The sequence below is a fragment of the Gelidimonas denitrificans genome (genome assembly GCF_055694065.1).
Genome location: NZ_CM146350.1, coordinates 2,870,206 through 2,893,051 on the forward strand (window position 1 = coordinate 2,870,206; position 22,846 = coordinate 2,893,051).

Annotated in this window: 21 protein-coding genes; 8 read left to right on the plus strand and 13 right to left on the minus strand. The window is 59.3% G+C overall.

Features of this window, described 5'->3' with window-relative positions; translation table 11 throughout:
• Positions 1-7 precede the first annotated feature (7 nt).
• Entirely contained in the window at positions 8-1,159 is a 1,152-nt protein-coding gene (gene yiaY, locus FKCLFG_RS13395; RefSeq protein WP_472613570.1) for an L-threonine dehydrogenase, read from the plus strand.
• Between the two features lie 123 nt (positions 1,160-1,282).
• Entirely contained in the window at positions 1,283-2,101 is an 819-nt protein-coding gene (locus FKCLFG_RS13400; protein WP_472613571.1) for a symmetrical bis(5'-nucleosyl)-tetraphosphatase, read from the plus strand.
• A gap of 24 nt (positions 2,102-2,125) precedes the next feature.
• Here the strand turns inward: FKCLFG_RS13400 and FKCLFG_RS13405 are convergent, their stop codons facing one another.
• From FKCLFG_RS13405 to FKCLFG_RS13430, 6 genes are all read right to left on the minus strand, one after another.
• Complete coding sequence (locus tag FKCLFG_RS13405; protein WP_472613572.1) at positions 2,126-2,863, minus strand: lysophospholipid acyltransferase family protein; 738 nt, start codon at positions 2,861-2,863, stop codon at positions 2,126-2,128.
• Between the two features lie 118 nt (positions 2,864-2,981).
• Positions 2,982-4,277 (minus strand): dihydroorotase, encoded by a 1,296-nt coding sequence (locus FKCLFG_RS13410; protein WP_472613573.1) that lies wholly within the window; start codon positions 4,275-4,277, stop codon positions 2,982-2,984.
• A gap of 66 nt (positions 4,278-4,343) precedes the next feature.
• Positions 4,344-5,303, minus strand: a complete 960-nt coding sequence (locus FKCLFG_RS13415) for an aspartate carbamoyltransferase catalytic subunit (RefSeq protein ID WP_472613574.1) — start codon at positions 5,301-5,303, stop codon at positions 4,344-4,346.
• A complete protein-coding gene (gene pyrR / locus FKCLFG_RS13420) occupies positions 5,296-5,814 on the minus strand; it encodes a bifunctional pyr operon transcriptional regulator/uracil phosphoribosyltransferase PyrR (RefSeq protein WP_472613575.1) in 519 nt (172 codons plus the stop codon). Before pyrR ends, FKCLFG_RS13415 begins: the two co-directional genes overlap by 8 nt.
• On the minus strand, positions 5,795-6,202 hold the full coding sequence (ruvX, locus tag FKCLFG_RS13425) for a Holliday junction resolvase RuvX (RefSeq protein ID WP_472613576.1): 408 nt from the start codon (positions 6,200-6,202) through the stop codon (positions 5,795-5,797). The genes pyrR and ruvX overlap by 20 nt, the downstream gene beginning before the upstream one ends.
• A gap of 24 nt (positions 6,203-6,226) precedes the next feature.
• Positions 6,227-6,892 carry a YqgE/AlgH family protein gene (locus FKCLFG_RS13430; RefSeq protein WP_472613577.1) on the minus strand — a complete coding sequence of 222 codons (666 nt, stop codon included), beginning with the start codon at positions 6,890-6,892 and terminating at the stop codon, positions 6,227-6,229.
• Positions 6,893-7,075: 183 nt separating this feature from the next.
• Here FKCLFG_RS13430 and FKCLFG_RS13435 point away from each other — a divergent pair, with 183 nt between their 5' ends.
• Both FKCLFG_RS13435 and gloA read left to right on the plus strand, forming a co-directional pair.
• The gene (locus tag FKCLFG_RS13435) at positions 7,076-8,551 is read left to right on the plus strand and encodes a cryptochrome/photolyase family protein (protein WP_472613578.1); all 1,476 of its coding nucleotides are present in this window, start codon (positions 7,076-7,078) and stop codon (positions 8,549-8,551) included.
• A 168-nt stretch (positions 8,552-8,719) separates the two neighbouring features.
• Entirely contained in the window at positions 8,720-9,130 is a 411-nt protein-coding gene (gloA, locus tag FKCLFG_RS13440) for a lactoylglutathione lyase (RefSeq protein WP_472613579.1), read from the plus strand.
• A 190-nt stretch (positions 9,131-9,320) separates the two neighbouring features.
• Here gloA and rsmA read toward each other — a convergent pair whose 3' ends face one another.
• From rsmA to FKCLFG_RS13460, 4 genes are read right to left on the minus strand one after another with little or no spacing between them, the layout of a single operon-like run.
• Positions 9,321-10,088 (minus strand): 16S rRNA (adenine(1518)-N(6)/adenine(1519)-N(6))-dimethyltransferase RsmA, encoded by a 768-nt coding sequence (gene rsmA, locus FKCLFG_RS13445; RefSeq protein WP_472613580.1) that lies wholly within the window; start codon positions 10,086-10,088, stop codon positions 9,321-9,323.
• A 28-nt stretch (positions 10,089-10,116) separates the two neighbouring features.
• Positions 10,117-11,172 (minus strand): 4-hydroxythreonine-4-phosphate dehydrogenase PdxA, encoded by a 1,056-nt coding sequence (pdxA, locus tag FKCLFG_RS13450; RefSeq protein WP_472613581.1) that lies wholly within the window; start codon positions 11,170-11,172, stop codon positions 10,117-10,119.
• Between the two features lie 7 nt (positions 11,173-11,179).
• On the minus strand, positions 11,180-12,604 hold the full coding sequence (locus FKCLFG_RS13455; RefSeq protein WP_472613582.1) for a peptidylprolyl isomerase: 1,425 nt from the start codon (positions 12,602-12,604) through the stop codon (positions 11,180-11,182).
• A 33-nt stretch (positions 12,605-12,637) separates the two neighbouring features.
• Positions 12,638-14,890 carry an LPS-assembly protein LptD gene (locus tag FKCLFG_RS13460; protein WP_472613583.1) on the minus strand — a complete coding sequence of 751 codons (2,253 nt, stop codon included), beginning with the start codon at positions 14,888-14,890 and terminating at the stop codon, positions 12,638-12,640.
• 98 nt (positions 14,891-14,988) lie between these two features.
• Between FKCLFG_RS13460 and FKCLFG_RS13465 the strand changes: the two genes are divergently transcribed.
• The 4 genes from FKCLFG_RS13465 (at position 14,989) to FKCLFG_RS13480 (ending at position 19,541) form a co-directional block, all read left to right on the plus strand.
• A complete protein-coding gene (locus tag FKCLFG_RS13465) occupies positions 14,989-16,026 on the plus strand; it encodes an aminoglycoside phosphotransferase family protein (protein WP_472613584.1) in 1,038 nt (345 codons plus the stop codon).
• Positions 16,027-16,118: 92 nt separating this feature from the next.
• Entirely contained in the window at positions 16,119-16,823 is a 705-nt protein-coding gene (murU, locus tag FKCLFG_RS13470; protein ID WP_472613585.1) for an N-acetylmuramate alpha-1-phosphate uridylyltransferase MurU, read from the plus strand.
• 223 nt (positions 16,824-17,046) lie between these two features.
• Positions 17,047-18,396, plus strand: coding sequence for an aminopeptidase P N-terminal domain-containing protein (locus FKCLFG_RS13475; protein ID WP_472613586.1), 1,350 nt, complete (start codon positions 17,047-17,049; stop codon positions 18,394-18,396).
• On the plus strand, positions 18,396-19,541 hold the full coding sequence (locus FKCLFG_RS13480; RefSeq protein ID WP_472613587.1) for an FAD-dependent monooxygenase: 1,146 nt from the start codon (positions 18,396-18,398) through the stop codon (positions 19,539-19,541). Before FKCLFG_RS13475 ends, FKCLFG_RS13480 begins: the two co-directional genes overlap by 1 nt.
• A 241-nt stretch (positions 19,542-19,782) precedes the next feature.
• Here the strand turns inward: FKCLFG_RS13480 and FKCLFG_RS13485 are convergent, their stop codons facing one another.
• From FKCLFG_RS13485 to FKCLFG_RS13495, 3 genes are read right to left on the minus strand one after another with little or no spacing between them, the layout of a single operon-like run.
• Positions 19,783-21,231 carry an NAD(P)(+) transhydrogenase (Re/Si-specific) subunit beta gene (locus FKCLFG_RS13485; RefSeq protein ID WP_472613588.1) on the minus strand — a complete coding sequence of 483 codons (1,449 nt, stop codon included), beginning with the start codon at positions 21,229-21,231 and terminating at the stop codon, positions 19,783-19,785.
• On the minus strand, positions 21,231-21,542 hold the full coding sequence (locus FKCLFG_RS13490; protein ID WP_472613589.1) for an NAD(P) transhydrogenase subunit alpha part 2: 312 nt from the start codon (positions 21,540-21,542) through the stop codon (positions 21,231-21,233). Before FKCLFG_RS13490 ends, FKCLFG_RS13485 begins: the two co-directional genes overlap by 1 nt.
• 12 nt (positions 21,543-21,554) lie before the next feature.
• Entirely contained in the window at positions 21,555-22,670 is a 1,116-nt protein-coding gene (locus tag FKCLFG_RS13495; protein WP_472613590.1) for a Re/Si-specific NAD(P)(+) transhydrogenase subunit alpha, read from the minus strand.
• Positions 22,671-22,846 lie beyond the last annotated feature (176 nt).

Sequence of the window (22,846 nt, forward strand, 5' to 3'; positions counted from 1 at the left end):
ACTTGCTATGACTACATCCACCTTCTTTATGCCCTGCGTTAACATGATTGGCGCTGGCTGCCTGAAAGACGCCGCCGGCACCATCAAATCGTATGGTTTCAAGCAGGCGCTGATCGTGACCGATACCGTGTTGCATAAAATTGGCGTGGTCGCTCAGGTGCAGGCTTTGCTGACTGAGGCGGGCGTGAAAAGCGTGGTCTACGACGGCACCAAGCCGAACCCCACCACCATCAACGTGGCCGAAGGTCTGGTGATTCTGAAAGAATTCCGGTGCGACTGCATCATCTCCCTGGGCGGCGGTTCTCCGCACGACTGCGCCAAGGGCATCGCTCTGGTGGCCACCAACGGCGGCGAAATCAAGGATTACGAGGGCGTCGATCGCTCCCCTAAACCACAGCTGCCTTTGATTTCCATTAATACCACTGCAGGGACCGCTGCGGAAATAACCCGTTTCTGCATCATTACCGATGTGGAAAGCCATATCAAAATGGCTATCGTCGATAAGCACGTTACCCCGATCCTGTCGGTCAACGATCCGGAGTTGATGGCGGGCATGCCAAAAGGTCTGACTGCGGCAACCGGCATGGATGCGCTGACGCACGCGGTGGAAGCGTATGTCTCAAGCGCCGCCACCCCGGTTACGGACGCCTGCGCGCTGAAAGCAGTCACCATCATCAGCCAGTCTTTGCGGCAGGCGGTGGCGAACGGCGACGATATGGCGGCGCGTACCGCGATGGCTTACGCGCAGTTTTTGGCCGGGATGGCGTTCAACAATGCCTCGCTGGGTTACGTCCACGCGATGGCGCATCAGTTGGGCGGCATGTACGACTTGCCGCACGGCGTCTGCAACGCAGTGCTGCTGCCGCACGTGCAGAGCTTCAATGCGACGGTTTGCGCCGGCCGCCTGAAAGATGTCGCCGCGGCTATGGGCGTTGAGGTGAAAGACATGAATGATCAGCAAGGCGCGGATGCCTGTATCGCCGCCATCCGCACACTGTCAAAGGATGTGAAGATTCCAGCGGGCCTGACCGATCTGAACGTGAAGGAAGAAGATCTGGCATTGCTGTCCACCAACGCGCTGAAAGATGCCTGCGGATTCACCAACCCGATCCAGGCCAGCCACGAGCAGATCGTCGCCATTTTTAAAGCGGCGATGTAATTCTGTTCAACAAGACCGTCGTGCCAGCGGCGGTCTCGATGCAATATTGGTTAAACATGATACAAATGCACCAGCAGTGCAGGCCTGCACTGCTGGTGCATTTTCAGAGACAACCAATACCTTATGAACACTTACGTAATCGGCGACCTGCAAGGTTGCCAGCGCCCGCTGCTGCAATTGATGGCGCGCATTGATGCGACGTCACCGGCTTCGCGCATTTTATTTGCCGGCGATCTAGTCAATCGCGGGCCGGACTCGCTCGCCACTTTACGCACGGTAATCGGCCTCGGTGACCGTGCCAGGACGGTATTGGGCAATCACGACCTGCACTTGCTGGCCGCGTCGCAAGGCATCCGCCCGACGCATCGCTCCGACACGCTGGATGACATCCTGCAGGCGCCGGACTGCGATGCGCTGCTCGACTGGGTGCGCCGGCAACCGCTGGCGATCCTGCAGGACGGCCATGTGCTGGTCCATGCGGGCGTGGCGCCGCAATGGAGCGCCGCCCAAACGCTGGAACTGGCGCAGGAAGTGGAAGCCGCGCTGCGCGGACCGAACTGGGTCGAATTTTTGCGGGCGATGTACGGCAATAAACCGGACCGATGGGACGATGCGCTGACCGGCGCCGACCGTTTGCGCTGCATCGTCAACATTCTGACCCGAATCCGCTTTTGCGCCGCCGACGGCACGATGGACTTCGCCACCAAGGAAGGCGCCGCCAACGCGCTGCCCGGCATGATGCCGTGGTTTGAGGTGCCGAACCGCCGCAGCGAGGATGTGACGATGGTATTTGGCCATTGGTCGACGTTAGGATTGGTACAACGGCCGAACCTGATCGCGCTCGATACCGGTTGCGTCTGGGGTGGGAAGTTGACGGCGGTCTGTCTGGAAGACCGCAGCGTGATTCAGATCGATTGTCCGCAATGCCAAATGCTGGGATGATGCCGGCATTTCAATGACCCATCGTTACGACTGCGGGTGTCCCAGCGCTTGTGCTACCGATGATCTGGTTGCTTGCGCGATGTCGCGCCGGTGTGCGCCGGTGGTTTCAATCATCGGCAGCCGCACCAATTCCGCCTTGATCTGCCCCGCCTTCAGAATAATGGAAATGCTTTGCGCAAAGCTCATGTCGCCGATGAAAGCGACTGCCGGATGCGGCGCGCCGCTGGCATCCAGATAGCGCAGCGCATACGGCTGCACCGGCACGGCCGCTTCAATCGCCGCTTCGAACAGATTGGCATGGAACGGCAACAACAGGCCCTGCTCGGTGGTGGTGCCTTCCGGGAAGAACGCAACGCGCTCGCCGGCGTGGACGGCGGCAACTAGACCTGCATAAATCCGCTTGACTTCACGCCGATTGCCGCGCGCCAGGAATACCGTGCCAGCCTTGCTACTGAGCCAGCCGATCAGCGGCCAGTCGCGCACATCGGCTTTGGCCACGAAGCGGCACGGCTGATAGGTATTGATGACGAAAATATCCAGCCAGGAAACATGATTGGAGACAATCATCGCATTCGGGGCTTGCTGCCCTTCCACCAGATGCAGCACTTCCAGTTGCACGCCGCAAATTGACAATAATTGACCCGACCAGCGCTGGATGCGGCGCTCACGCCCGGCGGCGTCGGTGCGCGGGAAGATCACCGCACAAGTCCACAAGCCCACTATCAAGTGGGCGGAAATCCGCAAATATTGGTATGCGATCATCTTCGGCCAGGCCTTGTGCCAATCAATATACCTTGTGCTGTATTTTTGTATTCCGCAATGTATATATGCAGAAATAGCGGTGTTTCAAGCCATACTCCCGCCATTTTAATTAAACCAATCAGCGCATGAACGCGACATGGCCGGCGACAATCGTGGCCCTGACCTGGCCGAGCATTTCATAACCCAGGAAAGGCGTGTGCTTGCCTTGACTGGCGAGTGCGCTGGCTTCGACCGTCCAGCGTGCATTCGGATCGAACAGGCAGATATCGGCGACGCTGCCGAGGCGCAACTGGCCGCAGTCCAAGGCGCCGATCCGGGCGGCATCGGTAGTGATTTTCGCAATCGCCCGGCTCATCGGTTGCGCTGCCGGCGCGATGCATTCTTCGGCCCATTTCAGCGCCAGCGACAGCAGCAGTTCCAGTCCGGTAGCGCCGGGCGTGGCTTCGCCGAAAGGCAGCAGTTTTTCTTCATCGTCGACCGGCGTGTGGTCGGAGCAGATCGCATCGATGGTGCCGTCCAACAAACATTGGCGAATCGCATCGCGGTCGCGCTGCGAGCGCAACGGCGGCAGCATGCGGGCGTTGGAATCGAAAAAGCCGATATCCATCTCGGTCAGATGAATGTGATGCGCGCCGACGTCGCAGCTGACCGGCAGCCCTTCCTGCTTGGCCGCGCGCACCAGTTCCAGCCCGGCGGCGGACGACATGCGGCACAAATGTACCCGCGCGCCGGTCACCCGCATCAGCTCGAAAATGGTGTGCAAGGCGACGGTTTCGGCGATTACCGGAATTCCGGACAAACCGAGCCGGGCGGCAATCGGGCCGCTATGCGCAATGCCGTCGTGGCCCAGGTGCGCATCCTGCGGGCGCAGCCAGATGCTGTAGCCGAAAGTTTTTGCATATTGCATCGCCCGAAGCAGCACGTTGGTGTCCAGAATCGGTTGGTCCGCTTGCGAAAAGCCGATGCAGCCGGCTTCGGTCAACTCCGCCATTTCGGTCAACGCCTGCCCCTTCAGGCCGACAGTCAGCGCGCCCAATGGATAGACGTGAGCCTGATTCAGCGATTTGGCGCGGTGCTTGAGCATTTCGACCAGGCCCGGTTCGTCGAGCACCGGATCGGTATCCGGCGGGCAAATCAGGCTGGTGACGCCGCCCTGCATCGCCGCCTGCATTTCGGATTCCAGCGTGGCCCTGTATTCGTAACCGGGTTCGCGCAGGCGCGCGCTGAGGTCGACCAGACCGGGCGCAATGATCAGGCCGCTGGCATCGATGACTCTGGCCGTGCCGAAGTCCGCCGGCGCGCCACCGGGTTCATAGATGCCGGCAATTTTGCCGGAAGCGATGCAAATATCTTTTTTGGCGTCGATCCCATTAGCCGGATCGACCAGATGGCCGTTTTTGATGTGGAGTTTCATTGGTTAATTACCTTGGTCACTCCTCCACCTGCAAAGGGGGAGGAATTAAAAACAAATAGCAGCGATCTAGTTCCCCGCCAAAATCCCCATTACGGCCATCCGCACCGCAATCCCGAATGTGACTTGCGGCAGGATCACTGCTTGCGTGCCGTCGGCCACCACCGAGTCGATCTCGACGCCGCGGTTCATCGGTCCCGGGTGCATCACGATGGCATCCGGTTTGGCTAGCGTCAGCCGTTCCGGCGTCAGGCCGTAGCTTTTGAAATATTCTTGCGCGGAAGGCAGCAAAGCGCCGGTCATGCGTTCGTTTTGCAGTCGCAGCATGATGATCACGTCAACCCCCTTCAAGCCGGCGTTGATGTCGGTGAAAACGCGCACGCCCATTTGTTCCAGACCGCCCGGCAGCAACGTCAGCGGTGCGATGGCGCGGATTTCCGGCACGCCCAGCGTGGTCAGCGCGTGGATGTCGGAGCGCGCCACGCGGCTGTGCAGGATGTCGCCGACGATTGCCACCGTGAGCTGGCTGAAATCTTTTTTGTAGTGGCGGATGGTGTACATATCCAGCAAACCCTGGGTCGGATGCGCATGGCGGCCGTCGCCGGCGTTGACCACATGCACATGATGGTGCTCGATCCGGCGCAGGTGGTCGGCGATCAGGTGCGGCGCGCCGGACTGGCTGTGGCGCACCACGAACATGTCGGCATGCATCGCCGCCAGGTTGTCGATGGTGTCGAGCAGCGACTCACCCTTGCTGGCGCTGGAAGCCGAGATATTCAGGTTGATCACATCGGCCGACAAGCGTTTGGCCGCGATCTCGAAAGTGGTGCGGGTGCGGGTCGAGTTCTCGAAGAACAGGTTGAACACGCTTTTGCCGCGTAGCAGCGGCACTTTCTTGACTTCGCGGTCGGACACGCTGACAAACGAGGATGCGGTATCGAGAATGTGGTTGAGGATGGGTTTTGGCAGGCCTTCGATGGTGAGCAAATGTTGCAGCTCGCCATTTTTATTCAGTTGCGGATTATGCATGGGAGGTTGTTAGCGAGAGCGTGAGTTGGCCATCTTCGGCGCGTTGTAGCAGCAGGGTTTGATCGGCGGTCAGTTGGACGGTAGCGGCGACAAAATCGGCGGCAATCGGCAGTTCGCGCCCGCCGCGGTCGACCAGTGCCGCCAGCATGATTCTTGCCGGTCGGCCGTAATCGAACAATTCATTGATCGCCGCGCGCGTGGTGCGCCCGGTGTACAGCACGTCATCGACCAGCAGGATGACGGCATCATCGACCGGGAATGCAATCTGGGTCGGCTTGACCTCGAAATGCAAGCCTTTTTCCGCGTAATCATCGCGATAAAAAGAGACGTCGATAAAGCCGAGCCGGTCGCTCAACTGCAAATCGGCCGCCAGCCGTTCGGCCAGCCAGGCGCCGCCGGAATGGATGCCGACCAGAGCGAGATTGTCGATGCCCGCCAAGGCAGTTTTAATGCGTGCGGCCAGCGCCAGATACAGGGCTTCCGCGTCGAGATCAGGATTGGGCATGTTCATGTGCGTGGTCAAGGTCATCAAAGTATTGTTGCAAAATGATTGCGGCGGCGCGGGCGTCGATCACCTCGCCGCGTTTGGCTTCCAGCACTGCGGAAGAATAGCGTTCGTCCACCAGCGTGGTTTCCAGCGCGAAGCGGCCGTGCAACTGATGGGCGAAACGGCGGCAGCGCACCGTCATTTCGTGCTCGGCGCCGTCCGGATGAAGCGGCAGGCCAACCACGCAGCGCGCCGGTTGCCACTCTTTGAGCACGGCCGCGATGGCGGCAAATTTAGCCACGTTGGTAAGCGCTGCAATGACGGTCAGCGGTTGCGCCTGCCGCAGCATGCTATTGCCGACCGCGACGCCGATGCGTTTGAGGCCGAAATCGAACGCCAGCACAGTTTCCACTAGGCGATACCGCGACCGGAACTCTTATGCATGGCCGGCTTCGGACGTGAGCATCATCGGGTCGATGCCGAGCAATTTGATGGCGGCGGCATACCGTGCATCGAACGGCACGTCGAACAGCACGGCGGGGTCGGCCAGCACGGTCAGCCACGCGTTGCGGGCAATTTCATCTTCGAGCTGACCGGGGCTCCAGCCCGAATAACCGACGCTGATCAAGAACTGGCTCGGGCCATGCCCGGTGGCGATCGCTTCGAGCACGTCGCGCGAAGTCGTGAAGGCGATCTGATCGGTCACTTTCAGGGTGGATGAATAGTTCGCCGCCGGCGTATGCAGCACAAAGCCGCGATCTTCCTGAACCTGGCCGCCGAACATCACCGGCCGGTCGGCGATAGCCAAATATTCGGCCGTTTTCTCGCCCGCCAGTTCGACCCGGTCGAGCAAATCGTCGATGCACATATCGGTCGGTTTGTTGATCACTATGCCGAGCGCACCCTGGCTATTGTGTTCGCACAGATACACCACGGTGCCGCTGAAGACCGGGTCGGGCATGGAGGGCATTGCGATCAGAAAATGATTCGCTAAATCAAGTGCATTGAGTGTCATGACGCCGGCATGACCGGGCACATCGGAACTGACCTGGGACGCGCCAGGCAAGGCTTGCATTTTTGGATTTTTACTGAGTTTGGGCATGGCCGTATTCTAGCAGTTTTGCTGCCCCGTACCGCAGGCTGGCGTACATGGCTCTGCCGACTTGTTGTGACATACCGCAAAGCCTTGACCGGTTTTGGTTGGCGTCATGATCGGTGATATTTAAGCCATTTTGACTGGCTGAAGGCTGTCATACTCAATTTTTACCCACTTTGCCGCCCATCCATGCCCACCTTCGACACCGCACTGGTCTGGTTCCGCCGCGATTTGCGCGACTTTGACCATGCCGCGCTGTACCACGCATTAAAGCAAAGCCGGCGCGTGTTTTGCGCCTTCATCTTCGACCAGACCATCCTTCAGCCTTTACTGGAGTCCGGCCTGAAAGCCGACCGCCGGGTGGAATTCATCCATGCCAGCCTGCTCGAACTCGATACTGCTTTGCGGGCCATGGGCGGCGGCCTGATCGTGCGCCACGCCGGGGCTGCCGCTGAAATTCCCCGGCTAGCTGCCGAACTCGACGCCGAAGCGGTGTTCGTCAACCATGATTTCGAACCGCAGGCAATCGCACGCGACGCCGCAGTCGCCATTGCACTGCAAGCAGACGGCCGGCAATTGCTGGACTTCAAGGATCACGTCATTTTTGAGAAGGACGAGGTACTGACCTTGTCCGCACGGCCGTTTTCCGTCTTCACTCCCTACAAGAACGCCTGGCTCAAGAAGCTGCATGCCCGCAGCGACGACTTTTACCTGAAACCGTACCCGGTCGATGCTTACCACGCACAGTTGGCAGCGGCAGCCGAGTGCGTGATGCCGTCGCTGCTGGAAATGGGCTTTGCGCACAGCAATCTGCGCGAACTGAACATCCCGACCGGCATGTCAGGCGCACAAAAGCTGCTGCAGAATTTCCTGCCGCGCATGGGGAAATACGGCGACACCCGCAACTTTCCTGCGATCAAAGGGCCGTCTTATTTGTCGATCCACTTGCGTTTCGGCACGGTTTCGATCCGCACGCTGGCGCGCCATGCGGTGGAGGCGATACGATCCGATGCGGGCAGCACTGGCGCGGCAACCTGGCTGTCAGAGCTGATCTGGCGCGATTTTTACTGCATGATTTTGGATCATCATCCGCACGTGGTGGAACATGCGTTCAAGCCCGAATATGAGGCGATCTGCTGGGAATCCAGCGACGCCGCGCAACAATCCTTTCAAGCTTGGTGCGAGGGCCGCACCGGCTATCCGCTGGTGGATGCGGCCATGACGCAACTGAACCGGACCGGATACATGCACAACCGGCTGCGCATGGTAACCGCCTGCTTTTTGATCAAAGACCTCGGCATCGACTGGCGCTGGGGCGAGCGCTACTTCGCGCAACACCTGAACGATTTCGACCTGGCCGCCAACAATGGCGGCTGGCAATGGGCCGCATCGACCGGCTGCGACGCCCAGCCCTATTTCCGCATCTTCAATCCGGTCACGCAGTCCGAAAAATTCGACCCCGAAGGCGCTTTCATCCGGCGCTACCTGCCGCAATTAGCCAAACTGCACAACAAGCAAATCCACGCGCCGTGGCTGCTGGGCACGATGGAACTGGCGCTGGCCGGTATCACGCTGGGCGGCAACTATCCAAGCCCCATCGTGCAACATGACGCCGCCAGAAAACGCACACTGGAGCGTTATGCGGTGGTCAGGAAAGCGGCTTGAGGAGGATTTGCGGCATTAAATATACTATTCCAGTGTATTTTTTAATGCCGCAATAAAAATATGCAGAAATTGCATGTTTTTAACGCATACTCCGCATTTTTCGCATCTTTCGTGGACGCTGCATATCAGTTAAAGTAACGACTTCTTCCAATGAAAGGAAACAGCATCATGCGCATACTTCACACCATGCTCCGCGTCGGCGACCTGCAACGCTCTATCGATTTTTATACCAAGGTGCTCGGCATGCGCCTGCTGCGCACCAGCGACAATCCGGAATACAAATACACGCTCGCCTTCGTCGGTTACGGCAACAATCCGGAACATGCGGAGCTGGAGCTGACCTACAACTATGGCGTGGACAAGTACGAGATGGGAAGCGCCTACGGCCATATCGCAATCGCAGTCGAAGATGCCCAGAAAGCCTGTGTTGCGGTCAAGGCCGCCGGCGGCAACGTCACCCGCGAAGCCGGCCCGGTCAAGGGCGGCAGCACGGTAATCGCCTTCGTGGAAGATCCGGACGGCTACAAAATCGAACTGATCGAGCGCAAGGCCGATGCGGGTGGAAGCGGATTGCGCTAATTAAGAATACTGAGTGTGATACTGAAGCGCAGCGCAAGCCAGATTAACATTTATAAAAACGCTGGAGTATGCCAATAAAAATGGCAATTACCGCATATCAAACCTGCGGTTTGTAAAAATACTCTGTAGGTTGGCGCTGAGAAACGCGAAGCCCAACCTACGATATTAATACGGCGATTGTCGATTGCGGCTACAGGCGATTTGCCAGCGCCACATATTGTTCCAACGGCACGGTTTCGGGCCGGGTTTGCGGATCGACGCCGGCGGCGATCAGGTCGGCTTCGGTGAACATGCCGGCCAGGCAGTTGCGGATCACTTTGCGGCGCTGGGAAAATGCCTTTTTCACCACTTCGCTCAACTTGTCGGCGTCGCACGGCAAAGGCTGCGCAATCGGGATCATGCGCACGATGGCAGATTCGACGCGCGGCGGCGGATTGAAGGCGGTCGGCGGCACGATGAATAGCAACTCCATCCGGTAACGCCATTGCAGCATCACCGATAGCCGGCCGTAAGTCTTGCTGCCGGGCGCGGCGACCATGCGCTCGACCACTTCCTTTTGCAGCATGAAATGCTGATCTTCGACTTGCTCTGCGAATTCCGCAAAATGAAATAGCAGCGGGGTGGAGATGTTGTACGGCAGGTTGCCGACAATGCGCAGCTTCTTGCCGGGGGCGACCGGAATCTCTGCGAAATCGAATTTCAGCGCATCGCCGGCGTGCACGATCAGCTTGGCCGGGTCGAAGCTTGTCTGCAGCCGCGCCACCAGATCGCGGTCGAGTTCGACTACGTGCATCTGCTGCAGCGGCGCCAGCAACAGGCGCGTCATCGCACCTAGGCCGGGGCCGACCTCGATCATGGCGTCGTCCGGTTGCGGATCGATTACTTCGACGATGTGCGACAGCACGAATTTATCGGTCAGGAAATTCTGGCCGAAGCGCTTACGGGGGATATGTTTCATTAAGGAAATCTATTGTTGTTTATTCTTGTTATGTGCCGGCCGCCACCTGGGCTGCCATGTGGGCCGCCGCCTGGATGGCTTTGACCATGCTGCCGCAATCGGCATGACCGACGCCTTTGGCCGCTAGATCGAGCGCGGTGCCGTGATCAACCGAGGTGCGGATCAGCGGCAGGCCGAGCGTGATGTTGACGCCCTGGCCGAAGCTGGCGAACTTCAGCACCGGCAAACCCTGGTCGTGGTACATCGCCAGCACGCAATCGGCATCCTGCAGATACTTGGGCTGGAACACGGTGTCGGCCGGATACGGGCCGCTGACCTGCATCCCTTTGGCTTGCGCGGCCTGAATCACGGGCGTGATCACGTCGATTTCTTCGCGGCCCAGATAGCCGCTCTCGCCTGCATGCGGGTTCAGGCCGGTGACCAGGATCCGTGGCCGGATTAAACCAAACTTGCGCTGCAAATCGCTGTGGATGATTTCCAGCGTGCGGCTCAAAGCTTCGAAGGTAATCGCAGCCGGCACTTGTTTCAGCGCCAGATGGGTGGTCGCCAGCGCTACCCGCAAATGCGGCGCGGTGCCGCCGGCCAGCATCATCACCACCTGCGGGGTGTGGGTGCGCTGGGCCAGATATTCGGTGTGGCCGGTGAATGCGATGCCGGCGTCATTGATGGTGCTTTTTTGCAATGGCGCGGTGACGATGGCGTCGAACCAGCCGCTTTGCACGCCTTCGATCGCGATATCCAGCGTCTGCAGCAGCGCGCGGCCGTTTTTCGGGTCAAGCTGACCGGGAACCACATGCGCTTCCAGCGGGCAGTCGATGACTATCAGCCGGTCCGGTGGAAAATCCGGCAAGCCGCCATCGCGCAGCGCGCGCAAGGAAAGCGCGACCAGGCTGATGGCAGGATCAAGTGTGTCGGCGATCATGGCCAGATAGGCCGCATCGCCGATCAATACCGCCCTGATTTCGGCGCGCAAGGCCCATGCCGCCTTGATCGATATTTCAGGACCAATGCCAGCCGGCTCGCCGGTGGTGATTGCCAGCGTGGGGCGGCTTGCCGGTTGTCGTGCGGATGCAAGTGCTGGCATCACAGTCTCACTTCTCGTCAGTGCGGAATTCGACATAGGCGCGGTCGCGTATCTGGCGCTGCCAGTCTTGCGTCGCTTCTTCGATCTTGATCTCGCGAATGGCCATGCGCGCGGCGTTGCGCTGGCGCTCCTGCGACACGGCATCGGTCTTGCGCTCAAGCACCTGGATCAGGTGATAACCGAATGGCGACTCGATCGGTTCGCTGACCTGCCCCGGCTGCAGCGCGTCCATCGCGCGCTCGAATTCCGGCACCGTGTCGCCGGGATAGAGCCAACCCAGATCGCCGCCCTGGGACGCCGACAAATCGTTGGAATAGAGCTTGGCCAGATCTTCAAACGTGGCCGCCTTGTTGTCCAGACGCTGTTTCAAATCGGTCAGCGTACGGCGCGCTTCATTGGCCAGCACCGCCTGATTGACCTTGATCAGGATATGCCGCGCACGCGTTTGCTGCACTGCCGGGGTGCTGGCATCGGGCTTGACGGCGGCGCGCTTGCCGACCAGTTTCAGGATATGAAAACCGTTCGCGCTCCTGAGCACCGCAGATACCTGGCCAGGACTCAGGCTGGCGACCGCATCGATGAATAGTTTGGGCAAGCGATCCTGGCCGCGCCAGCCCAGGTCGCCACCGGTGAGCGCCTCGCTGGCGTCGGAAAAGCTGGCCGACACCTTGGCAAAGTCGCCGCCCGATTTGAGTTGCTGCAGCGCCGATTGGGCGCGCTTCTCGCGCTCGGCGATTTGCTCCGGGGAAGCGTTTTCAGGGATGCGCACCAGGATCTGGGCCAGATTTAACTCTTGCTGGGCTTGTGCGGTATTTTTTTCAGCGCCGATATAGTTATCGATTTCCGATTCGGCCACCTGGATCTTGCTGTCAACTTCGCGCTCGCGCAGGCGCTGCGTGATGATTTGTTGCCGGATTTCTTCGCGGAACTGCGGAAAGGCAGTGCCTTCACGCTCCAGCTCGTCGCGAAATTTCTGCAGGGTCATTTTGTTTTGTTCGGCAATCCGACTGATGGCGCGGTCCAGCATGATGTCGTCGACCTGGATGCCGGCCTCTTTGGCAAGCTGCATCTGGGCCCGCTCCAGCACCATTTGTTCCAGCAACTGCTGCTGAAATTCAGCGCGCGGCGGCAGGTTGATGCCCTTTTTAACGGCCCGGGCCTCGACCGTGCGCAGGCGCTGCTCCAGTTCCTGTTGGGTGATGACTTCATTATTGACGACGGCGATGATGGCGTCCACCAGTTGCGGCTGGCCGGCATTCTTCGTCACGGCCGTCGCAGTTACCTTAGCTGCGGTCACTTTCGCTGCGGGCGCGCTCTTGGCTTGCGCCCAGACGCCGGCAGGTGCGCCCAATGCCAGGCTGAGTAGCAGTATCGTCAGTAGTGGTGCCGACTTGTTCGCATTACGATTACGCATAAATTGACATTCGCTCATGGTGTTTTCGTGTTGATGGATTGCTGGACCTGGTTAATTTCTTACTACAGGATCGTTGACTGGCTGGTAGCCGGGAATGTTTTGGCGCAGCGCTTCTAGCGGATTGGAGCCTAACTTGGAGAGTCCGTTCAATTCCAGCTGGAGAAAGACGGTCGAATTAGCGGTTGTGGTCGTGGTGGTAATGCGTTGCGCCACTACCCGGAAAATCCAGCAGTCTGCCTTGTATTCCATCCCGAACAAGCTATCGACGAGCTTGCGATCCGGCAACGAATAACTGACCCGGCCGACCGCATATATCCGGTCCGCCAGCGGCCACTGGCCAGAGAGTTTAACCTGCTTTAGCAATTCCACCGAACTGCTCTTGCGCACGTAGCGATACTCGGCGTTCAACACTTTTTTCGGCTCGGGCTGCCATTGGACGCCCAAATTAGTGCTCGACAGGTTTTTTTGATTGACGCTGTATTGCACCCCACTATCGAGGCGTAGCGCATTGGTCACGCGGCCGCTGGCGGCCAAAAGCAGGTCGGAGCGGCTTTCCTGAATGGCGCTGCTGGGACCATTCAACGTCACACGCGGCTCCCTGATGTAATAACGCTGCCCCAGTGACAGACGCAAACGCTCGGTCCCGTTCGGGTCCAGATAGCGTGACGTCAGCGCCGCGGTGAGCTGATTGGCGTCGCTGATGCGGTCCGAGCCCGAATAGCGGTTCTCGCTGAAGAGCTGAGGGTAATTGAAGGTTGCCTCGGCGCTGTCGAAATTCGGATACAGGCTTTGATCGCGGAAAGGCGTATACACGTAAAACAGGCGCGGTTCCAGCGTTTGCGTGGCTTCCCGGCCGAAAAATGTGGTGTCGCGTTCGAACATCAAACCGCTATCGAGCGAAAAAGTCGGCAGCGTACGCGTTAGCGTCGACGGTACCGCTGATGGCAAGCTGCCCGTCGGCGCGTCGAGTTGATAACTGGTGGCGTGCAGCGACAGTTTGGGCGTGATGAAATAGCCGGGCCGCACTATCGGGTAACTAATTTGCGGGTTGATCACCAGGCGGTCGCCGTTCGGTCTGCCGCGCAACTCTTCATCCGGCAGGAAAAAGCGCGTAAATTCCGAATCGAAGGCCCAATCGAATCCGTCCACATCTTGCCGTCCGGAATGAAAATTGAGTTGTGGCAAGCGACCGAATGGCCGTTCGATCGGCACCAGCGGGTCTTGCAGCAACTGGTAACTGGTCATCCTGGCAGCCGCATTCCAGTAATCACCGGAATAGCTTGTGTACACGTCGCGCGGCAACAGGCGCTGCGAACTGGCAGTGATGGTTTGCGCAAAGTCGCTCGGATAATCATTATCCGAAGCCCGGTTCAGGTTCCACCCGAACGACAGGCGCGGCGTCAGCGTCTGATTGTGAATCGAAGCCAGCGAGTAGCGGTTGGTTTTGGTTTGCTGATCGTCCGGCAAGACTTCGATCTTGGTTTGGCCGGCATAGCTCTGCCCCAGATAGCGGCCTTCGGCACCGAGTTGCAAGCCGCGCCGACTGATGATTTTGGGAAACAGCGTCAAATCGCGGTTAGGCGCGATATTGAAATAATACGGCAGCTCCAGTTCCAGTCCTCCTTTGGAGGTGACGCCTACGGTCGGCGGCAATACGCCCGATTTGCGCGCACCCGAGAGCGGAAACGACATCAAGGGCAGGCCCATGATCGGCACGCCCTTGAAATACACCACCGCTTTGGAGGCGGTGCCGACATCGCGCCCGGTGTCCAGGCGCAAGGTGTCGGCCTCCAGATACCAGTCAGGATCGGGACCTTCGCAGGTGCTATAAGTGCCCTGGCGGACGACCGCGCGCTCGTGGTTTTCAAAATCGATGCGCTGCGCCTTGCCCTGCGCATTATTCATCTCCAGCCGATATGTGGGATTGGTTACATAGCCGGCGCCCGAACTCATGTTGAGTTTTAATTGTTCGCCCTGGTACAGGTCGCCGAAACGCTTGATCCATACATTGCCGGAAGCGGTGACTTCATCCTCGACTTGCAGGTACAGCGCATGGTCGGCCTTGATGGCAGTCTGACCGCGCTGGATTTCGACCTTGCTGTCAAGCTGCAACTCGCGGTCGGGCCGTCCGGTCATGGTCTCGGCGCTGATCTCGGACGGCTGGCTTTCTTCTATCGCCCGGCTGCGGGTCGGATTGGGCAAGCCCTGCGCGTAAGCCAGCACGGGCAGATACGCAAGCGCAACAGCCGCTGCCAGCATGCTGAACCGATATTGCGGCTGTTGCGTTGCGGTATGCCGACTCATGAGCGAAAGGGATGAATAACCATGGCAGGCGATTTTTTGAATTGAATCCCTTATTATATGGGAACTCCTCACCCTCAACCGATTCCCCAGGCTGCTTCATGTCCTTATATACAACTTCACATACCCCATCCGATCTGCGCTTTGCCCAGCTAACCGAATGGCTGGCTACGCTGGCCGCCACGCCGACTCTGCCGCAAACGCTGCGCCCCGCCTCCAGCGATGCCAGTTTCCGGCGTTATTTTCGAGTTGATACCCCCGATGGCGGCACTGCCATCGTGATGGATGCACCGCCGCCGCAAGAGGATGTGCGGCCTTTCATCCATGTGGCCGACGTATTCGGCCAGACCGGCGTGACGGTGCCGCAGGTGTTGGCGGCCGACACCGACCGCGGCTTTTTGCTGCTGTCGGACCTGGGCGCTACCACTTATTTGCAACAACTTAATAGCGACACCGCCCATACGCTGTATCAGGACGCGACCGATGCGCTGATCCAGTTGCAAAGCCAAAGCCAGCCAGGCCTGCTGCCGGAGTACGACCGTGCGCTGCTGCTGCGCGAGCTGATGCTGTTTCCCGAGTGGTATCTGGGACGGCACCTGAACGCCACCCTGACCGATGCCCAACAAGCTGATCTGAACTTGGTGTTCGAAGCGCTTCTAACTAACAATCTGGCGCAGCCGCAAGTGTTCGTGCATCGCGATTATCACTCGCGCAATTTGATGGTTTTGCCACAGGGAAACCCCGGCATTCTCGACTTTCAGGATGCGGTATACGGCCCGCTCACCTACGACCTGGTATCGCTGCTACGCGACGCTTATATCGAATGGGATGAAGAATTGGTGCTGGACTGGGCGATCCGCTACTGGGAAAAAGCCAGGCGCGCCGGCTTGCCGGTCAATCCGGACATCGACCTCTTTTATCGCGATTTCGAATTCATGGGCTTGCAGCGCCACCTGAAGGTGCTCGGCATTTTCGCCCGCCTGAATTATCGCGACGGCAAGAATGCTTATCTGAAGGATATTCCGCTGGTGCTGGAATACGTATTCAAAACTGCGCGCCGCTACCGCGAACTGGCGCCGCTGGTGCGCTTGCTCAATGTGCTGGAAGAGCAAAAGCCGCAGATTGGGTATACTTTTTAACTACCCTCAGTATAGGAAAAAACAAGGAACTTACCGCATAGTTTTAGTGTGGTAAAAATAATACTCCGTCACTAATAATTAATGAAGCCATCATGAAAGCAATGATTTTTGCCGCCGGGCGCGGCGAGCGCATGCGCCCTCTGACCGACACCTGCCCCAAGCCGCTGCTGAAAGTGCGCGGTCGCCCGTTGATTGTCTGGCACATCCAAAACCTGGTGCGCGCCGGCATTACCGAGATCGTCATCAACCATGCGCACCTGGGCCAGATGATCGAAGAAACGCTGGGCGATGGCGCGAAATTTGGCGCCACCATTGTCTATTCGGCCGAAGGCACCGCGCTGGAAACCGCCGGCGGCGTGGCCCGCGCCCGAGATTTGCTGGGCGATGCGCCGTTCGTGGCACTTGCCGCCGACATCTTTTGCCCCCACTTCGACTTTACGCAGGTAAAAGACACGCTGGCGGAAGCCGACATGTGGGGCCGGCCTTATCCGGCCGACCGGCGCGACGTGGCCTGGCTGTATCTGGTCAAGAATCCGGCGCACCATCCGCAAGGCGACTTCGCGCTGAATCTGTATTCGGTCGTCAACGAAGGCGCGCCGCGCTACACCTTCTCCGGCATCGGCGTCTACCGGCCCGAAATGTTCGATGCCATCGAGGCTGGCGCTTCTGCCAAGCTGGCGCCTCTGCTGCGCGAATATGCGGCGCGCGGCCAAGTCGGCGGCGAGGTATACCGTGGCGACTGGACCGACGTCGGCAGCGCCGAACGGCTGGCGCAATTGAACGCGCCATTGGCTTGAACGATGCACAGCCAGGTTGGGTTTCACCCAGCCTCCGGCTGTGCGTGCATGCTCCGCATAAATGCGAGTATATTTTAGAACCGCAATGAACATATGCGGCCAGTGCCATTAAAACGGTGATACACCCTGTTTTTACGAAAATAATTCGTGCCACGAAGCTTGTCATGTTTTTCGTGTTTTTCGTGGAAAATCGGCATCAGCTACCAACTAGAGAGAAAATCCCATGAAATCATATACAAACCGGCGCGCCAGCCTGATCCAACAGATGCTGACCAAGGGCGGCGGCGTCGCCATCATCCCGACCGCGCCGGAAGTGATGCGCAACCGCGACGCCGATTATCCGTACCGGCACGACAGCTATTTCTATTACCTGAGCGGCTTTACCGAACCGGAAGCAGTGATCGTGCTGGTGGCGATCCAGGGCAAGCAGCCGCAAACCATCCTGTTTTGCCGCGAAAAGAATCTGGAACGCGAAATCTGGGACGGCTACCGGTTTGGGCCGGAAGCTGCGCGCACTGCGTTCGGTTTCGATGCTGCGCATCCGATTGCGGCACTCGATGGCGAAATGAACGCGCTGCTGGCCGATGCGCCGGCGCTGTTTTATGCGCTCGGCAGCGATGCCAAGTTGGATGCCCAAGTGCAAGGCTGGCTGGCTGGCGTGCGCGCGCAGTCGCGCGCCGGCGTAACCGCGCCCACCAGCGCCCATGATGTGCGCAGCTTGCTGGACGAAATGCGCCTGTTCAAGGATGCCGGCGAGGTCGGTTTGATGCGCCGCGCCGCTGAAATTTCATCGGAAGCGCACCGCCGCGCGATGCAAATCTCCCGCCCCGGCCTGCGCGAATACCAGCTGGAAGCCGAACTGCTGCACGAATTCCGCCGCCAGGGCTCGCAAGCGCCGGCCTACGGCTCGATTGTGGCAACCGGCGCCAACGCTTGCGTGCTGCATTACCGCGCCAGCGACGCCACGCTGAAAGATGGCGATCTGGTATTGATCGACGCCGGTTGCGAACTCGATAGTTACGCCTCAGACATCACCCGCACCTTTCCGGTCAACGGGGTTTTTTCCGGCCCGCAAAAAGCCTTGTACGAAATCGTGCTGGCATCGCAAACCGCCGCCATTGCCGAAACCCGCCCGGGGCGGCGCTTCATGGACGGCCACGACGCCGCGGTGCGGGTGCTGGCACAAGGCATGTTAGACACCGGCTTGCTGGACGCCAATAAGGTCGGCACGCTCGACGACGTCATCGCCAACGGCGACTACCGCCAGTTTTACATGCACCGCACCGGCCACTGGCTGGGCATGGACGTGCATGACGTGGGCGAATACCGCGCCAAAGCGGAAACCACCGCCGCAGACCAGGAAAAACCGTGGCGCATCCTGCAGCCCGGCATGGTGACTACGGTCGAACCCGGCATCTATGTGCGTCCGGCCGAAGGCGTGCCGCCGGAATTCTGGAATATCGGCATCCGCATCGAGGACGATGCGCTGGTGACGGCTACCGGTTGCGACATCCTCAGCAAGGACGCGCCGAAGACGGTGGCCGAGATCGAAGCCGTGATGCGGCAACAGTGATGCCAAGCGATTTCGAGATTGCCATTTGCGGCGCCGGGCCGGTTGGACTGACGCTGGCGCTGCATCTGGTCAAACACGGCGTGGCAGCAGCGCGCATCGCCTTGATCGATGCCAAGACGGTTGAACAGACCGTCCACGATCCGCGTTCCATCGCGCTGTCTTACGGCAGCCGGCAAATCCTGGAACGGGCCAATGCGTGGCCGATTGCCGCCACCGCAATCGAACAAATCCATGTCTCGCGCCGCGGTCATTTCGGCCGCGCCCTGATCGACTGCGCCGAATACCGCTTGCCGGCGCTCGGCTACGTCACGCGCTACGGCGCGATTGTGGCGGCGCTGCATGCCAGCGCCGCGCAGGCCGGCATCCGGATGCTGCGGCCGGCGCATTTGCGCGCACTGTCCGAGCAGGATGACGGCGTGACGCTGCAGCTGGAAGATGCCGACGGCACGCATTCGATCCGTGCGCAACTGGTGGCGCAGGCCGAGGGTGGCGTGTTTTCCGAGCAAACGGAGAAAGCGCTGCATCATGACTACGACCAGGTCGGGCTGATTGCCCACGTCAGTTGCAGCGCGCCGATTGCACAACGGGCGTTCGAGCGCTTCACTGCGGAAGGCCCGCTGGCGCTGCTGCCGCAAGACGACGGTTATGCGCTGGTCTGGTGCTGCCGCCCTGCCAGCGCCGCAATGTTGCTGAAACTGGACGACACCGCATTTCTGGCGGCGCTGCAACAGGCGTTCGGCAACCGTCTGGGCACGTTTCGCAGCAGCAGCGCGCGACTCGCGTATCCGCTGGGGCTGAATGCGCAACCGGCCATAACCGCACGCACCGTCACCATCGGCAATGCCGCCCAAACCCTGCATCCGGTGGCAGGACAAGGGCTTAACCTTGGTTTGCGCGACGCCGCTGTGCTGGCGCGGCTGTTGTCCAAACAGCCGCTGCCAACTGGCCTGGCCGAATTCCAGTTAACCCGCCAAACCGACCGCAGCACGACCATTCGCCTGACCGATACGCTGGCGCGCATCTTCGCCAGCAGCGCCGATGGCACGCCGTCGCAGGCATTGCTCGGACTTTCGCTCGGTCTGGTCGATGCCGGCAAACCGGTCAAACGCCTGCTGGCGCATCAGATGCTGTTCGGCCGGCGTTAGGGTCTGTCGGATTTGGCTCGGATGTTTGATAAATACATTAGATTGAGAGAACTATCTGTAGGAGCGCACCCGGGCGCGACAGACGGCTGCAGTCTGGCGACTGCTTTCGCGCCCGGGTGCGCTCCTACAAAAACCATCAACCACAAAAAAAAGCCGCATCGGGGTGTAATACCCGATGCGGCTTTTTCAAACTTGCCACCAACGCCGCTATTGGCGGCGCAGAAACGGCTTACTTGCCAACTTACTCGATTGCTTTGGTCATATCCTCGATGACCTTCTTGGCGTCGCCAAACACCATCATGGTCTTGTCCATGTAAAACAATTCATTGTCCAGCCCGGCATAGCCGGAAGCCATCGAACGCTTGTTGACGATCACGGTTTTGGCTTTGTAGACTTCCAGAATCGGCATGCCGGCAATCGACGATTTCGGATCTTTCGCGGCCGGATTGACCACGTCGTTGGCGCCCAGAACAAGCACTACGTCGGTCTGGCTGAATTCGCCGTTGATATCGTCCATCTCGAACACCTGGTCATACGGCACTTCGGCTTCGGCCAGCAACACGTTCATGTGGCCCGGCATGCGGCCGGCCACCGGATGGATCGCGAACTTCACGGTGACGCCTTTTTCCGTCAGCTTTTCGGCCAGTTCCATCAGCGCGTGCTGGGCTCGCGCCACTGCCAGGCCGTAGCCCGGCACGATGACGACGGTTTCGGCATTGCCCATCAGGAAAGCGGCATCGTCGGCCGAGCCGGATTTGACCGGACGCTGCTGCGCGCCACCAGTGGAAGCGACCGCGACAGCGCCACCGAAGCCACCCAGAAGCACGTTGAAGAAAGAACGGTTCATCGCCTTGCACATGATGTAGGACAGGATCGCACCGGAAGAACCCACCAGCGAACCGGCAATGATCAGCATCGAATTGTTCAGCGAGAAGCCGATACCCGCAGCCGCCCAGCCGGAATAGCTGTTGAGCATCGACACCACCACCGGCATGTCGGCGCCGCCGATCGGGATGATGATCAGCACGCCGAGCGCGAACGCGATGATCGTCATCAGGATGAACGGCAGCCAGGCCGGCACGGTGCCCGGAGCGAAGCAGAAAATCAATCCCAATCCGAACATCGCAATGGCGAGTATCAGGTTCAGGAAATGCTGGCCCTTGAAGCTGACGGGCGCGCCCTGAAACAGACGAAACTTGTATTTCCCCGACAATTTGCCGAAAGCGATGATCGAACCGGAGAAGGTGATGGCGCCGACGAAGGTGCCGATGAACAGTTCCAAACGGTTACCGAACGGGATCGCAATCGCATGCCCGGCAACGATACTGAAAGCCCACGGCTCCGACACTGCGGCCACCGCGATGCAGACTGCCGCCAAACCGATCAGCGAGTGCATCGCGGCGACCAATTCCGGCATCCGGGTCATTTCGACCCGTTTGGCCAGGATGGCGCCGATGCTGCCGCCAACCACCACGCCGAGGATGACCAGGCCGTAGCCCATGCCGGCGCCGGAGGCTTCGGATTTGAGCTTGACGATCAGCGCAATCGTGGTCACCACCGCAATCGCCATGCCGATCATGCCGAACGCATTGCCGCGACGGGCAGACGATGGATGCGACAAGCCCTTGAGTGCCTGAATAAAGCATACCGATGCAATCAGATACAGCATCGTGACGAGATTCATGCTCATTATTTGGCCTCCTTTGCTACTTTAGGCTCTTTTTTCTTGAACATTTCCAGCATGCGCTGGGTCACCAGAAAGCCGCCGAATACGTTGACCGCGGCTAAGGCCACGGCCAGCGTACCCATGACCTGGCCAACGACGCCTTCGGTCAGGCCGGCAGCCAGCATCGCGCCGACGATGATGATGGCGGAAATGGCGTTGGTGACGGCCATCAGCGGCGTATGCAGCGCCGGCGTGACGGTCCAGACCACGTGATAACCGACGTAAATCGCCAGTACAAAGATGATGAGATTGGTTACGGTGTGACTGATTTCCATGATGTCTCCTTATTATTTTTTAATGATCTCGCCGCCGGCGCACAGCAGCGTCGCGGCGACAATTTCGTCTTCGCGGTTGATCGTCAGATTGGCGTCGGCATCGATAATCAACTTGAGGAAATCGAGCACATTGCGCGCATACAGTGCCGAGGCGTCGGCCGGAACCTGGGTCGCCAGATTGGAGTCGCCGATGATGTGCACGCCGTATTGATTGATGATTTTTCCGGATACCGACAGCGGGCAATTGCCGCCCTGCTCGGCCGCCATATCGACAATCACCGAACCAGGTTTCATCGCCTTGACGGTTTCCTCGGAGATCAAGATCGGCGCCTTGCGTCCCGGAATCAATGCGGTGGTGATGATGATGTCGGCTTGCTTGGCGCGTTCATGCACCAGCTCGGCCTGACGCCGCATCCAGTCGGGGGGCATCGAACGGGCATAACCGCCGACGCCTTGGGCGATTTCGCGTTCTTCGTCGGTGATGAAGGGCACGTCGATGAACTTGGCGCCGAGCGACTCGACCTGCTCTTTAACTGGCGGGCGCACGTCGGACGCTTCGATCATCGCGCCGAGGCGTTTGGCGGTGGCAATCGCTTGCAAACCGGCCACGCCAACGCCCATGATCAGCACGCGGGCAGCTTTCACGGTGCCGGCGGCGGTCATCAGCATCGGCATGAAGCGGCCATAGGTGTTGGCGGCTAGTAACACCGCTTTGTAGCCGGCGATGTTGGCTTGCGACGACAGCACGTCCATCGACTGTGCGCGCGTGATGCGCGGCGCGGCTTCCAGCGCAAATGCGGTCAGCCCGTGGGCGGCCATCGCAGCGATATTGTCGGCGTCGAAAGGATTCAACATGCCGACCACGACGGTGCCCGATTTAATCAGCGCGCGTTCTTCAACCGAAGGAGCGCGCACCTTGAGCACCATATCGCAGCCGAAAGCATCGGCTGCATTGCCGATTTCGGCGCCGGCAGCCAGATAGGCTGCGTCTATGATGCTGGCAGTGATGCCGGCACCGGATTGCACAATGACCTGGTGCTTTGCAGCCACCAGTTTTTTGACCGTTTCCGGCGTAGCAGCAACGCGAGTCTCTCCCGAGCGCGTTTCGGCGGGGATGCCGATTTTCATGTTTCCTCCGTGGATTTTGTATTCTTGCGGAAATCTTACACGAGAATAATAGAACATCTCGTCGAATTCTATTTGTTGCAAGGCAATACTAGTTGTTAAAACTGACGCGATAGTCAGTAGTGCAATCCAGTATCCAATCCCACCAGCACAGCAGGCATGACGCACACGGTAAAATG